12 protein-coding genes are annotated in these 12,040 nt (G+C 68.4%); all 12 read left to right on the forward strand.

Going from position 1 to position 12,040, the window contains the following annotated elements; translation table 11 throughout:
- Window positions 1-13: 13 nt before the first annotated feature.
- Window positions 14-1,270 carry an ABC transporter substrate-binding protein gene (locus tag AB6806_RS22530; protein ID WP_038362681.1) on the forward strand — a complete coding sequence of 419 codons (1,257 nt, stop codon included), beginning with the start codon at window positions 14-16 and terminating at the stop codon, window positions 1,268-1,270.
- A gap of 25 nt (window positions 1,271-1,295) precedes the next feature.
- A complete protein-coding gene (locus tag AB6806_RS22535; protein WP_038362683.1) occupies window positions 1,296-2,174 on the forward strand; it encodes a branched-chain amino acid ABC transporter permease in 879 nt (292 codons plus the stop codon).
- 2 nt (window positions 2,175-2,176) lie between these two features.
- Window positions 2,177-3,190, forward strand: coding sequence for a branched-chain amino acid ABC transporter permease (locus tag AB6806_RS22540; protein ID WP_142022740.1), 1,014 nt, complete (start codon window positions 2,177-2,179; stop codon window positions 3,188-3,190).
- Window positions 3,187-3,921, forward strand: a complete 735-nt coding sequence (locus AB6806_RS22545) for an ABC transporter ATP-binding protein (RefSeq protein ID WP_142022741.1) — start codon at window positions 3,187-3,189, stop codon at window positions 3,919-3,921. The genes AB6806_RS22540 and AB6806_RS22545 overlap by 4 nt, the downstream gene beginning before the upstream one ends.
- Window positions 3,911-4,618 carry an ABC transporter ATP-binding protein gene (locus AB6806_RS22550; protein ID WP_370955591.1) on the forward strand — a complete coding sequence of 236 codons (708 nt, stop codon included), beginning with the start codon at window positions 3,911-3,913 and terminating at the stop codon, window positions 4,616-4,618. Before AB6806_RS22545 ends, AB6806_RS22550 begins: the two co-directional genes overlap by 11 nt.
- A 70-nt stretch (window positions 4,619-4,688) precedes the next feature.
- A complete protein-coding gene (locus tag AB6806_RS22555; RefSeq protein WP_142022742.1) occupies window positions 4,689-5,447 on the forward strand; it encodes a LamB/YcsF family protein in 759 nt (252 codons plus the stop codon).
- Window positions 5,444-6,175: a 5-oxoprolinase subunit B family protein gene (locus tag AB6806_RS22560; protein WP_142022743.1), complete on the forward strand. Its 732-nt coding sequence runs from the start codon at window positions 5,444-5,446 to the stop codon at window positions 6,173-6,175. Before AB6806_RS22555 ends, AB6806_RS22560 begins: the two co-directional genes overlap by 4 nt.
- Complete coding sequence (locus AB6806_RS22565) at window positions 6,172-7,197, forward strand: 5-oxoprolinase subunit C family protein (protein WP_142022744.1); 1,026 nt, start codon at window positions 6,172-6,174, stop codon at window positions 7,195-7,197. Before AB6806_RS22560 ends, AB6806_RS22565 begins: the two co-directional genes overlap by 4 nt.
- Window positions 7,198-7,225: 28 nt before the next feature.
- Window positions 7,226-8,011, forward strand: coding sequence for an SDR family oxidoreductase (locus AB6806_RS22570; protein ID WP_142022745.1), 786 nt, complete (start codon window positions 7,226-7,228; stop codon window positions 8,009-8,011).
- Window positions 8,012-8,054: 43 nt separating this feature from the next.
- On the forward strand, window positions 8,055-8,756 hold the full coding sequence (locus tag AB6806_RS22575) for a ribonuclease activity regulator RraA (protein WP_142022746.1): 702 nt from the start codon (window positions 8,055-8,057) through the stop codon (window positions 8,754-8,756).
- A 68-nt stretch (window positions 8,757-8,824) separates the two neighbouring features.
- On the forward strand, window positions 8,825-10,750 hold the full coding sequence (locus AB6806_RS22580) for a methyl-accepting chemotaxis protein (protein ID WP_051987902.1): 1,926 nt from the start codon (window positions 8,825-8,827) through the stop codon (window positions 10,748-10,750).
- 21 nt (window positions 10,751-10,771) lie between these two features.
- Window positions 10,772-11,977 (forward strand): pyridoxal phosphate-dependent aminotransferase, encoded by a 1,206-nt coding sequence (locus tag AB6806_RS22585; protein ID WP_142022747.1) that lies wholly within the window; start codon window positions 10,772-10,774, stop codon window positions 11,975-11,977.
- The last annotated feature ends 63 nt before the right edge of the window (window positions 11,978-12,040 follow it).

Below are 12,040 nucleotides of genomic sequence, written 5' to 3' on the forward strand. Positions count from 1 at the left end.
AGGGGTTTAAGCCATGAATCGTAGAGAATTGCTCCTGGCGGGCGTGTCCGCTGCCGCCGCCGGCTCGCTGGCCTATCCCGGCACGTCCCGGGCGCAGGCGCCCAAGGAAGTCACCATCGGCGTGATCTACCCGATGTCCGGGGCGAGCGCGCAGGTTGGCATCGACGCGCGCAACGCCTTCGAAACCGCGCTCGACATCATCAACAACGACCACCAGCTCGATCTCGTCGCCGCCAAGGGCGCTGGCCTTGCCGCGTTGGGCGGGGCCAAGATCCGCCTCGTCTTCGCCGATCACCAGGCCGATCCGCAGAAGGGCAGGGCCGAGGCCGAGCGCCTGATCACGCAGGAGAAGGTCTCGGCCATCATCGGCTGCTACCAGTCCTCCGTCTCCGCCACGGTCAGCGCCGTCACCGAGCGCTACGGCGTCCCCTTCCTGTGCGCCGACTCCTCCTCGCCGAGCCTGCAGCGCCGCAACATGAAGTTCTTCTTCCGTCCGGCCGCCCAGGACGAGATGTTCTCGGCCGCGATGTTTGACTTCTTCGACGCGCAGAAGAAGAAGGGCAAGAAGATCGACAGCGTCGGGCTGTTCTTCGAGGACACGATCTTCGGCGTCGATTCCTCGAACACGCAGCGCAAGCTCGCCAATGACCGGGGCTACAAGATCGCCGCCGACGTCAAATACCGCACCAATTCGCCGTCCCTGACGGCCGAGGTGCAGCAGCTGAAGAGCGCCGACCCCGACGTTCTGATGCCCTCGACCTACACCACCGACGCGATGCTGCTGGTCAAGACGATGGCGGAGCTCGGCTTCAAGCCGAAGAACCTCGTCGCGCAGGCCAGCGGCTTCTCCGAGCAGGTCACCTACGATGCCGTCGGCGACAAGCTGAAGGGCGCCATCACCCGGGCCAGCTTCTCGCTCGATCTCGCGGCGAAGCGCCCGTTCATCAAGACCGTCAACGACATGTTCAAGGCGCGCTCGACCCGCGACCTGAACGACAACACCTCGCGCCAGTTCATGGGGCTGCTGCTGCTGGCCGAGGCGATCAACCGCGCCGGCTCGCTCGAAGGCCCGAAGGTCCGCGACGCGCTCGCCGCCACCGACATTCCCGGCACGAGCACGATCATGCCCTGGGCGCGCGTGAAATACGGGCCGGACGGCCAGAACCCGGAGGCCAGCCCGGTTCTGCTGCAATATCTCGGCGACAAATTCGTCACCATCTTCCCGAGCGAGGTCGCGATCGCGGATGCGATCTGGCCGATGAACGGCTGACCCTCACTTCAGGAAGGAATCCGGCATGACGACGCAAGCACTTCTCCAGGTGCTTGCGAGCGGCCTGCTCATGGGGCTGATCTACGCCCTGATCGCAGTCGGCCTCTCGCTCATCTTCGGCTTGATGGATGTGGTGAACTTCGCCCATGGCGAGTTCCTGATGACGGCGATGTATGTCGTCTTCGGGCTCTTCCTGTTCACCGCGCTCGATCCCGTGCTGTTCGCCCCTGTCGCCGCCGCGGTGCTCTTCTGCGTCGGCGCGCTGGCCTATCTCGGCATCGTCCGCTTCGCGATGCGCGCGAAGGCCAATCAGGGCATGGTGCAGATCTTCGCGACCTTCGGCCTGGCGACGCTGCTGCAGGGCGCAGCCCAGTACTTCCTGACGCCCGACTATCGCAGCATCGGCAACTCCTGGCTCGGCGGCAAGACGCTCGACCTCGGCGGCGTCTTCCTGCCCTGGCCGCAGATGTTCGGCGGGCTGGTTTCGATCGCGGCCTTCGGCGGGCTCTACCTGCTGATGTCGCGAACCGATTTCGGCAAGGCGCTGGAGGCGACGCGCGAGGACCAGGGCGCCGTCGCGCTGGTCGGCATCGACCGCAACCGCGTCTTTGCGCTGGGCTGGGGGCTGGGGGCCGCGCTCGTCGGCCTTGCCGGCGCGGTGCTCGCGATCTTCTATTACATCCACCCGCAGGTCGGCGCGACCTTCGGCCTGATCGCCTATGTCACCGTGGCGCTCGGCGGCTTCGGCAGCGTCTTCGGCGCGCTGGTCGCCGGCGTCATCGTCGGCCTGGTCGAGGCGCTCACCGCGGCGTTCCTGCCTCCCGCCATGAAATCCCTCGGCATCTTCGCGCTCTATCTCGGCGTCGTCTTCATCCGGCCGAGCGGCCTGTTCGGAAAGCTGTGACGATGACGGACGAAGCCCTGAATCTTCCTCCGGCCTTCGGCATGCTGCCGCGGCGCCGCAACCAGCTCGTCGTCGCCGCCGCGGTGTTCGCGGCGATCGCGGTCTCTCCCTTTGCGATCAAGGACGTCTATCTCCAGAACGTACTCGTGCTGACGCTGCTCTACGCTGCCGTCTCGCAGAGCTGGAACATCCTCGGCGGCTATTGCGGCCAGATCTCGCTCGGCCATGCGCTCTATTTCGGCATCGGGGCCTATGCCACCTCGGTGCTCTTCGTCACCTATGGCGTCGTGCCCTGGGGCGGCATGCTGGTCGGCGGCATCCTGTCGGCCGCCATCGCGCTGCTGCTCGGCTATCCCTGCTTCCGCCTGAAGGGGCATTACTTTTCGATCGCGACCATCGTCATCGCGGAGATCGGCCTGCTGCTGGTCCATAACTGGGACTTCGTCGGCGGCGCGCTGGGCATCCAGTGGCCGTTCGGCTCCGACAGCTGGGCGACACTCCAGTTCGCGCGCGACAAGGTGCCCTATATCCATCTCGCGCTCGCCTTGCTGGCGATCACCTGGTTCGTCACCTTCCTGATCGAGGGCTCGCGCTGGGGCTATTGGTGGCGCGCGGTCAAGGATAATCCGGAAGCCGCCGAAAGCCTCGGCGTCGAGATCTTCCACTCGAAGATGGCGGCGGCAGCGGTCTCGGCCTTCTTCACCGCAATCGGCGGCGCCTTCTATGCGAGTTTCCTGGCCTATATCGACCCGGAGAGCGTGATGAGCTTCCGTTTCTCGCTGCTCTTTGCCCTGCCGGCCGTGCTGGGCGGCATCGGCACGCTCTGGGGACCCGTCGTCGGCGCCGCGATCCTGATCCCGCTCACCGAGATCACCCGCTCCTATCTCGGCGGCTCCGGCTCGGGCATCGACCTGATCATCTATGGCGGCCTGATCATGCTCGTCGCGCTCGCCAAGCCCGAAGGCATCCTCAGCCTCTTCCAGGGCAAGAGGCAGAAGGCGGAGGCGCGCTCATGAGCACGGACATCCTCCTCGACGTCCAGAATGTGACGCGGCGCTTCGGCGGTCTGGTCGCCAATTCCGACGTCTCGGTCGAGGTGCGCCGCGGCGAGATCCTCGGCCTGATCGGGCCCAACGGCGCCGGCAAGTCGACCCTGTTCAACCTCATCGCCGGAGCATTCCCGCCGAACGAGGGCAGCATCCGCTTCGAAGGGCAGGACATCGCCAGGCTGTCGGGGCCGGCGCGTTGCCGGCTCGGTATCGCCCGGACCTTTCAGGTGCCGCGCTCCTTCGACTCGATGAGCGTGCTCGACAACGTCATGGTCGGCGCCTTCGCGAAGGAGCCGGGCAGCGCGGCGGCACGCCGGGTCGCCTATGAGACGCTCGCCTTCTGCGGACTGCAGCAGCGCGCCCCGGCGCCGGCCGGCGAGCTGACGCCGCCCGAGAAGCGACGCCTCGAAGTGGCGCGCGCGCTCGCCACCAAGCCCAAGCTCCTGCTGCTCGACGAGGTGATGACCGGCCTCACGCCGAGCGAGGCCCGGCTCGGGGTCGAGCTGGTGCGCAAGGTGCGCGACCAGGGCGTTACCGTCGTCATGGTCGAGCACGTCATGGAAATCGTGATGCCGCTGGTCGACCGCGCCGTTGTGCTGAACCTCGGCAAGGTGCTGGCAGAAGGCAAACCGCAGGATGTGGTGCGCGACGACGCCGTCATCACCGCCTATCTGGGGGAGAGACACCGTGCTGCTTGAAGTCTCCTCCCTGACCACCGCCTATGACGGGCTGATCGCGATCTCCGACATCTCGGTGACGGTGGCTGAAGGCGAGATCGTCGTCGTGGCGGGCGCCAACGGGGCCGGCAAATCGACCCTGCTGAAGACCATCTCCGGCATGGAGAAGGCCCGCTCCGGCACGGTCTCCTTCGCCGGCGAAACGATCAGCGGGCTGCCCGGCCACGAGATCACCAAGCGTGGCGTCGCCTATGTTCCCGAGAACAAGCGGCTGTTCCCGCGGCTCTCGGTCTCCGACAATCTGAGGCTCGGCAGCTATCTGCACCGGGCCAAGGCCGATCGCGAGCAGCCGCTGGAGCAGGTCTTCGCCCTGTTCCCGCGGCTGAAGGAGCGCCTGTCGCAACGCGCCGCGACCCTGTCGGGCGGCGAGCAGCAGATGCTCGCCATCGGCCGCGCGCTGATGACACGCCCGCGCATCCTGATGCTCGACGAGCCGTCGCAGGGCATCATGCCCAAGCTGGTCGACGAGATCTTCGCGGCGGTCGAGACCATCCGCAAGGCCGGCGTGACCGTGCTCCTGGTCGAGCAGCGCCTGGCCGAGAGCCTGGAGATCGCCGATCGTGCCTATGTGCTGCAGACCGGCAGGGTGATCCTCTCCGGCACGGCCGTCGAGGTGCGCGACAACCCGGATATCCGGCGCGCCTATCTCGGCATGTGACGCAAAGGAGGGCGCCGCAAGGCGGCGGCGCCCTCATCGGTTTCGGCAATTCAACCAAGCGGGGTGGGCCATGCTGTCCGTCGATCTCAATGCCGATCTGGGCGAGGGCTTCGGGGCCTATAGCTGCGGCGACGACGAGGCCATGCTGGGCATCGTCACCTCGGCGAATGTCGCCTGCGGCCTGCATGCGGGCGATCCGGAGATCATGGCGAAGGCGTTCACGGTGGCGCGCGAGCGCGGCGTGGCGATCGGCGCGCATCCCGGCTTTCCCGATCTCTGGGGTTTTGGGCGCCGGCGCATCCCGTTCTCGACCGGAGAGATCGAGCGCCTCGTCGCCTATCAGCTCGGCGCGGCGCAGGCGCTGGCGGCCTATGCCGGCCACCGCATCAGCTATGTGAAGCCGCATGGGGCGCTCGGCAACATCGCCTGCGAGGAGCGCCCGGTCGCCGATGCGATCGCGCGAGCGGTGAAGGCGGTCGATCCCAGCCTCGCCCTGCTGGCGACGGCGCTGACCGCGCAGGTCGCGGCCGGCGAGGCGGCAGGGCTGACGACCTATCAGGAGATCTTCGCCGATCGCGGCTACACCGATGAAGGGTTGCTGATCGCGCGGAGCAAGCCCGGCGCGATGATCACCGATCATGAGGAGGCTGCTGCCCGCGTCATCGAGATGGTCACCGAAGGCGTCATCGTCACCGCGACGGGCAAGCGCCTGCCGACGCCGGTCAGGTCGATCTGCGTGCACGGCGATTCCAGCCATGCGGTCACGATGGCCCGCCATGTGCGCAAGGCGCTGGAACGGGCCGGCATCACGCTCGCGGCCTTCGCATGAGCGCTTCGGACGCCACGCCGCGCTTTCTCGATGCGGGGGAAGCCGCGCTGGTCGTCGAGTTCGGCAGCGGCGTCGACCCGGCAGTCAGCGACCGCGTGCTCGCGCTCGACGCCGCGCTCGCGGAGGCGGCGCCCACGGGTCTGCGCGAGCTGGTGCCGACCTATCGCTCGCTGATGATCCATTACGACCCGTTGCAGATCACCCGCGACGCGCTGGTCGGGATGGTCGAGGAGCGGCTGTCGGCTCCCAAGACACGCGCGCGCAAGGCCGTGCTGTGGACGGTGCCCTGCTGCTACGAGGCGCCGCATGGCGAGGATCTCGCCGAAATGGCGGAGATCATGGGCATGCCGGCCGAGAAAGCGGCGCAGATCCATGCGGGCGCCACCTATCGCGCCTATATGTACGGCTTCGCGCCGGGCTTCACCTATCTGGGCGGTCTGCCCGACGAGATCGCGATCTCGCGGCGGACGAAGCCGCGCCCGCCGCATGACAGCAAGGTCGTGCTCGTCGGCGGCGGGCTTAGCGCCATTGCCACCTTCTCGATGCCGACCGGCTGGTACGTGGTCGGGCGTACGCCGGAACGCCTCTATGCGCCCGAGCGCGCCAGCGCCTTCCTGATGGAGCCCGGCGACGACATCCGCTTCGAGCCCATCGATGCCGCGACCTTCGCCGCGCTCGACCGGCGCGTCGAGGCCGGCGAGGTGGTGGCCCGGAGGCAGGGGCAATGACCGGGACGCTCAGCATCCTCTCGGCAGGCCCGGGCTCCACCGTGCAGGATGGCGGCCGGCACGGCTATCTGCGCTATGGCGTGACCGGGGCGGGGCCGATGGATCCGCTCGCCCATGCGGTCGCGAACCGGGCGCTGGGCAATCCGGCCGGCGCGGCCGCCATCGAAGTCTCGCTGGGCGGCATCGAGATCACGGCCGAGGAGGCGCCGCTGACCGTCGCGGTCGCGGGCGGCGCCTTTTCCGCGACGCTGGACGGGCAGGCCCTGCCGCCGGCCGTGGTTGTGCGTCTCGAGCCTGGAGTCCAGCTGAGGCTCAGGGCCGGGGCGGCCGGGTGCTGGTGCTATCTCGCGGTTGCCGGCGGGCTCGACCTGCCGCTCGTGCTGGGCTCGGCCTCGACCCATACGCGCACAGGCATCGGCGGCCTCGAAGGGCGCGCGCTTGCGGCCGGCGACAGGCTCGCGACCGGCACGCCGGCCAGGGTGTCGGTCGCGGCGGGGGCGATCCAGGCGCCGCTGCTGGAGCGCCCGGCCGAGACGATCCGCGTCATCCTCGGGCCGCAGGACGATTTCTTCGCCCCCGACCAGATCGCCTCCTTCCTGGCCGGGCCCTGGACGGTTTCGGCGCGCGGCGACCGCATGGCCTGCTTCCTCGAAGGGCCGAAGCTGACCCATCTGCGCGGCTACAACATCACCTCGGACGGCATCGCCATGGGCGCGATTCAGGTGCCCGGCGAAGGACAGCCCATCATCCTGATGGCGGACCGGCAGTCGACCGGCGGCTACCCCAAGATCGCGACCATCATCGGCCCCGATCTCGGTCGCCTGGCGCAGGCCCGGCCGGGCAGCACCCTGTGCTTTCGCAGAGTGTCGCATGCCGAGGCCGTCGCCGCGCGGGCGGAGGAGCAGGCGTTCCTGGCGGGCGCGATTCCGGTCGAGCCGCTGATCCGCACCCGTTTCACCTCCGAGTTCCTGCTCGGACTCAATCTCGTCGACGGCTATGTCGACGCCCATGCGCAGGCATGACCTGACGCGGCATCATCGGGAGTTTCTGATGGATTTCGGCATATCGGGAAAGACGGCGTTGGTGCTCGGCGCCGGCGGCGGACTGGGCGGCGCGATCAGCCTTGCGCTGGCCCGCGAGGGCGTGAAGGTCGCGCTCGCCGACATCGACGCCGCGGCGCTGGAGCGGGCGGCGGATGCGATCGAAGCCGTGGGCGGCACCGCCGAGGCCCTGCTCTGGGATCTCGGGGATCTTTCCGTCATCGACGCCAATGTCTCGCTCATCGAGCAGGCGCTCGGCCCGGTCGACATCCTGGTCAACAATACGGGCGGACCGCCGCCGACCCCGGCCTCCGGCCAGCCGAGCGAGCTCTGGGCGAAGCATTTCCAGTCCATGGTGCTGTCGGTGATCGCGCTGACCGATCGGGTCCTGCCCGGCATGCGCGTACGTCAATGGGGCCGCATCGTCACCTCGACCTCGTCCGGCGTGGTCGCGCCGATCCCCAATCTCGGCGTCTCCAACGCGCTCAGGCTCTCGCTGGTCGGCTGGTCGAAGACGCTGGCGCGCGAGGTCGGCCGCGACGGCATCACCAGCAACATCATCCTGCCCGGTCGGATCGCCACGGACCGCATCCGCTTCCTCGACGAGGCCAAGGCCAAGCGCGAGAACCGCAGCGTCGAGGAGGTCTCGGCGGAGAGCACCGGCTCGATCCCGCTCGGCCGCTACGGCCGGCCCGAGGAATATGCCGATACCGTCGCCTTCCTGGCGTCCGAGCGGGCCTCCTACCTCACCGGCAGCGTGATCCGCGTCGATGGCGGCCTGATCGCCAGCATCTGATCACCCTTCATCCCATCGCAAAGCAACGAGCGAGTACGACCCCATGTCCAACGACGCCAAGATCATCGAAATCCTGTCGCAGGTCACCACCGCGACCCTGACCACGATCCTGCTCAAGAAGGGCCTGCGCAATGTCTGGCTGCGCGGCACCAAGCCGCTGAAGCCGGGCCAGAAGCGTCTCGTCGGCCGCGCCTTCACCTTGCGCTTCGTGCCGGCGCGCGAGGACCTCGCCACGCCGGAATCCTGGTCCTCGCCGAGATCGACCCGCGCCGCCATCGAGGCGATGCCGGAAGGCTGCATCGCCGTCGTCGATGCGATGGGCGTGACCGATGCCGGCATCTTCGGCGACATCCTCTGCGCGCGCATGGCCAAGAAGGGCGTCGCCGCGCTGATCACGGACGGCGTGGTGCGCGACGTTGCCGGCGTGCTCGGAACCGGGCTGCCGGTCTGGTGCCAGGGGGCCGCGGCGCCGCCTTCCGTGGCTGGGCTGACCTTCGTGAACTGGCAGGAGCCGATCGCCTGCGGCGGCGTCGCCGTCTATCCGGATGATCTGATCGTGGTCGACGATGACGGCGCCGTGCTGATTCCGGCCGCGCTGGTCGACGCGGTGGTCGAGCTCGCCCCGGAGCAGGAGCGGCTCGAGGGCTGGATCATGAGCGAGGTCGAGAAGGGCGCAGCCCTGCCGGGCCTCTATCCGCCCAATGCCGAGAACAAGGCGCGCTACGAGGCGACCAAGAAGGGCTGAGCCCGGCATTGGGGGCTGCGATGGCGGCGGTCACGCCGCCATCGGCGACATGAGGGCGGGGGATAGAGATGGCGGCATTGCAGGGGCGCGTGACACTTCAGGCAAGGATCGCCGCCGGATTCCTGTTCGTTCTGGCGATGTCCGCCGTGCTGGGCTGGTTCGCCATCGCGTCGGCCCGCGATTCGCTGGCGCTGTTCCAGCGCTACCGCTCGGTCACCACCGCCGCGGCGGGGCTTGCCGCAGCGCAGGCCAGCTTCGGCGATGCGCGCCTTGCCGGCGAGGCGTTCGGCCTCTCGCTCGACCCGAGCAAGCTGGACGAAGCCGAAACGGCGGCGAAGGCCAGCCTCGCCAGCATCGCGGTGGCGAAGGCTGCGGCCGACATCGGCGGCGTCGCGGCCCTGGTCGGTACGCTGGATGAGGGGCTCGGCAGCTATATCGCGCAGATCGCGATCCTGAAGGGCGCCGGCCTCCAATCCGAAGCGGCCCAGGCGCTGCTCAAGATTGGCGAAGACAGCTCCGCCGCGATCAAGCACTCGGCCGCGGCGTTGGAGCAGCGCGCTGCCATCGTCGGGCCGGAGATGGAAAGCACCATGGCTGGCGCGGCCAGCCGCGCACTGATCCTCGTCTCCATCGTGATCCTCATCGGCTGCGCGGTTTCGTTCGGCATCGGCCGCTCGATCGCGCGGCCGGTGCGCCAGATCACCCAGGCGATGGGCGAGATCTCCGAGGGCCACCTCGACGCGGCGATCCCGGCGCAGCAGCGCAAGGACGAGATCGGCGAGATGGCGGCGGCGCTGTCGGTGTTCCGCGACAATCTCGTGCGCGTCCGCGCTCTCGAAACCCAGGAGCGCGCCGCCGCCGCCGAGAGATCGGCCCGCGCGGAATCGATGATCGCCATCGTCAACGATGTCGGCGCCGTCGTCGCCGCCGCCGCGGCCGGCGATTTCAGCGCCCGGCTGAGGATCGAGCATGCCGATGCCGAGATGCAGAAGCTCGTCAGCGGCATCAACGAGATCAACGCCGTCGTCGACCGCGTGGTGTCCGAATTCTCCGAGGCGCTGGCCGCCATCGCCAAGGGCGACCTGACGCGCTCTGTTGCGACCCGCCATCAGGGCCGTTTCGCCGAACTCGACCGCTCGGTCGACGACATGGTCGCACGCCTGTCGCAGGTGCTCTCCGGCATCCAGTCCTCGACCGCGCAGGTCTCTTCGGCCGCGCGCGACATCCATGCGGGAGCCGATGAGCTCTCGCGGCGCGCCGAGGAGCAGGCCGCTTCGCTCGAAGAGACCGCAGCGACCACCGAGGAGCTGGCGGCCTCCGTGAAGATCAGCGCGAATTTCGCCGCGACGGTCGCGCTCGCCGCCGGCGATGCCGCCAATGTCGCGGCCCAGGGCGGCACGATCGTGCGCGATGCGGTCCAGGCGATGGAGCGCATCGAGCAGGCCAGCGCGGAGATCGCCAAGATCAGCCGCGTGATCGACGACATCGCCTTCCAGACCAATCTCTTGGCGCTCAACGCCGCCGTGGAGGCGGCCCGCGCCGGCGATGCCGGCAAGGGTTTTGCCGTCGTCGCCTCGGAGGTCCGCACCCTGGCCCAGCGCTCCGGCACGGCCTCCCAGGATATCGGGCGCCTGATCGCGACGGCGACGCAGGAGGTCGGGCAGGGGGCGCAGCTGGTGCGCTCGGCCGGGACGACCTTCGAGCAGATCGTCGCGGCCTCGAAGCAGGTTGCCGACACCGTCTCCGAAATCTCGACCGCGTCGCACGAGCAGGCGCACGGCATCGAGGAGATGAATCAGGCGGTCACCCATCTGGACGGCATCACCCAGCAGAACGTCGCGCTCTCCGAGAAGAACGCGGCCGCCGCCGCCGTCCTGGCGGACGAGACGCGTCGCCTCGACACGCTGATCGCGACGTTCACGATCGGCAGCGGCTCTGCGGCGGTCATGCCGCCGCGCCTCGCCCTGGTCCGTTCCGCGACGCCCGGCGCTTAAAACAACAAAGGACTGCCTTCGATGAGCCTGCTTTCCTCCAAGCTGAAGGCCGTAAAGCCTTCGCCGACCATCGCCATCACCCGCACTGCGGCGGAGCTGCGCCGCCAGGGCAAGGACATCATCGGCCTGTCGCAGGGCGAGCCCGATTTCGACACGCCGGACCATATCAAGGCCGCCGCCAAGGCCGCGATCGACAAGGGCGCGACGAAGTACACCGATGTCGACGGCACGCCCGAGCTCAAGGCGGCCGTCGCTGCCAAGTTCAGGCGCGAGAACGGGCTGAACTACGACGCGTCGATGATCAGCGTCGGCACGGGCGGCAAGCAGGTGATCTACAATGCGTTGTGCGCGACGCTCGATGCCGGCGACGAGGTGGTCGTTCCCGCGCCCTATTGGGTGTCCTATCCGGATATGGTGCGGCTGGCAGGCGGGACGCCGGTCATCCCGCTGTGCCCCGAGGCTAGCGGCTTCAAGCTCACCCCCGCCATCCTGCGCGCAGCGCTGAGCCAGCGGACGAAATGGCTGATCCTGAACTCGCCAAGCAACCCGACCGGGGCGGGCTATTCTGCCGCCGAGCTGAAGGGACTGGCGGAGGTTCTCCTCGACTTTCCCGCCGTGCATGTCCTGACCGACGACATGTATGAGCACCTACGCTACGATGGCTGGCAGTTCGCCACCATCGCCGCTGTCGAGCCCCGCCTGTTTTCGCGCACGCTCACGGTCAATGGCGTCTCCAAATCCTATGCCATGACCGGCTGGCGCATCGGCTTCGCCGGAGGACCGTCAGAACTCATCAAGGCGATGGCGACGCTGCAATCGCAGAGTACGACCAATCCGAGCTCGGTCTCGCAGGCGGCGGCCGTGGCGGCTCTGACCGGGCCGCTCGATTTCCTGGCCGAACGCAACGCCGTCTTTCAGACACGCCGCGATCTCTGCCTGGAGGCCTTCTCACATATCGAGGGGCTGAGTTGCGCGACGCCGGAAGGCGCGTTCTACCTCTACCCGTCCTGCGCCGGGCTGATTGGCCGCAAGCGTCCCGATGGGCGGGTGATCGCCAACGACGCCGACTTCGTGGACTATCTGCTCTCAGACGCCAATGTCGCGGCCGTGCCCGGCGTCGCCTTCGGGCTGGAGCCCTATTTCAGGATTTCCTTCGCGACCGGGACGGACCGGCTGCACGCGGCCTGCGCGCGCATCGCGGCGGCCTGCGCTGCTCTGAAAGCTTAGCGGCATGAACGCGCCGGCCGCAGCTGCCGGCGACATGCGCACCGGCGTGGATATCCGGCTCAG

Source organism: Allobosea sp. RCC_152_1, assembly GCF_041360765.1.
In the GTDB taxonomy this organism is placed as follows: Bacteria; Pseudomonadota; Alphaproteobacteria; order Rhizobiales; family Beijerinckiaceae; genus Allobosea; species Allobosea spartocytisi.

Excerpts from the sequence above, each read along its gene's own strand:
- AB6806_RS22565 (WP_142022744.1), top strand. The coding sequence starts at position 6,172 with ATGACCGGGACGCTCAGCATCCTCTCGGCAGGCCCGGGCTCCACCGTG.
- AB6806_RS22585 (WP_142022747.1), top strand. The coding sequence starts at position 10,772 with ATGAGCCTGCTTTCCTCCAAGCTGAAGGCCGTAAAGCCTTCGCCGACC.
- AB6806_RS22575 (WP_142022746.1), top strand. The coding sequence starts at position 8,055 with ATGTCCAACGACGCCAAGATCATCGAAATCCTGTCGCAGGTCACCACC.
- AB6806_RS22540 (WP_142022740.1), top strand. The coding sequence starts at position 2,177 with ATGACGGACGAAGCCCTGAATCTTCCTCCGGCCTTCGGCATGCTGCCG.
- AB6806_RS22555 (WP_142022742.1), top strand. The coding sequence starts at position 4,689 with ATGCTGTCCGTCGATCTCAATGCCGATCTGGGCGAGGGCTTCGGGGCC.
- AB6806_RS22570 (WP_142022745.1), top strand. The coding sequence starts at position 7,226 with ATGGATTTCGGCATATCGGGAAAGACGGCGTTGGTGCTCGGCGCCGGC.
- AB6806_RS22530 (WP_038362681.1), top strand. The coding sequence starts at position 14 with ATGAATCGTAGAGAATTGCTCCTGGCGGGCGTGTCCGCTGCCGCCGCC.
- AB6806_RS22535 (WP_038362683.1), top strand. The coding sequence starts at position 1,296 with ATGACGACGCAAGCACTTCTCCAGGTGCTTGCGAGCGGCCTGCTCATG.
- AB6806_RS22560 (WP_142022743.1), top strand. The coding sequence starts at position 5,444 with ATGAGCGCTTCGGACGCCACGCCGCGCTTTCTCGATGCGGGGGAAGCC.
- AB6806_RS22545 (WP_142022741.1), top strand. The coding sequence starts at position 3,187 with ATGAGCACGGACATCCTCCTCGACGTCCAGAATGTGACGCGGCGCTTC.
- AB6806_RS22580 (WP_051987902.1), top strand. The coding sequence starts at position 8,825 with ATGGCGGCATTGCAGGGGCGCGTGACACTTCAGGCAAGGATCGCCGCC.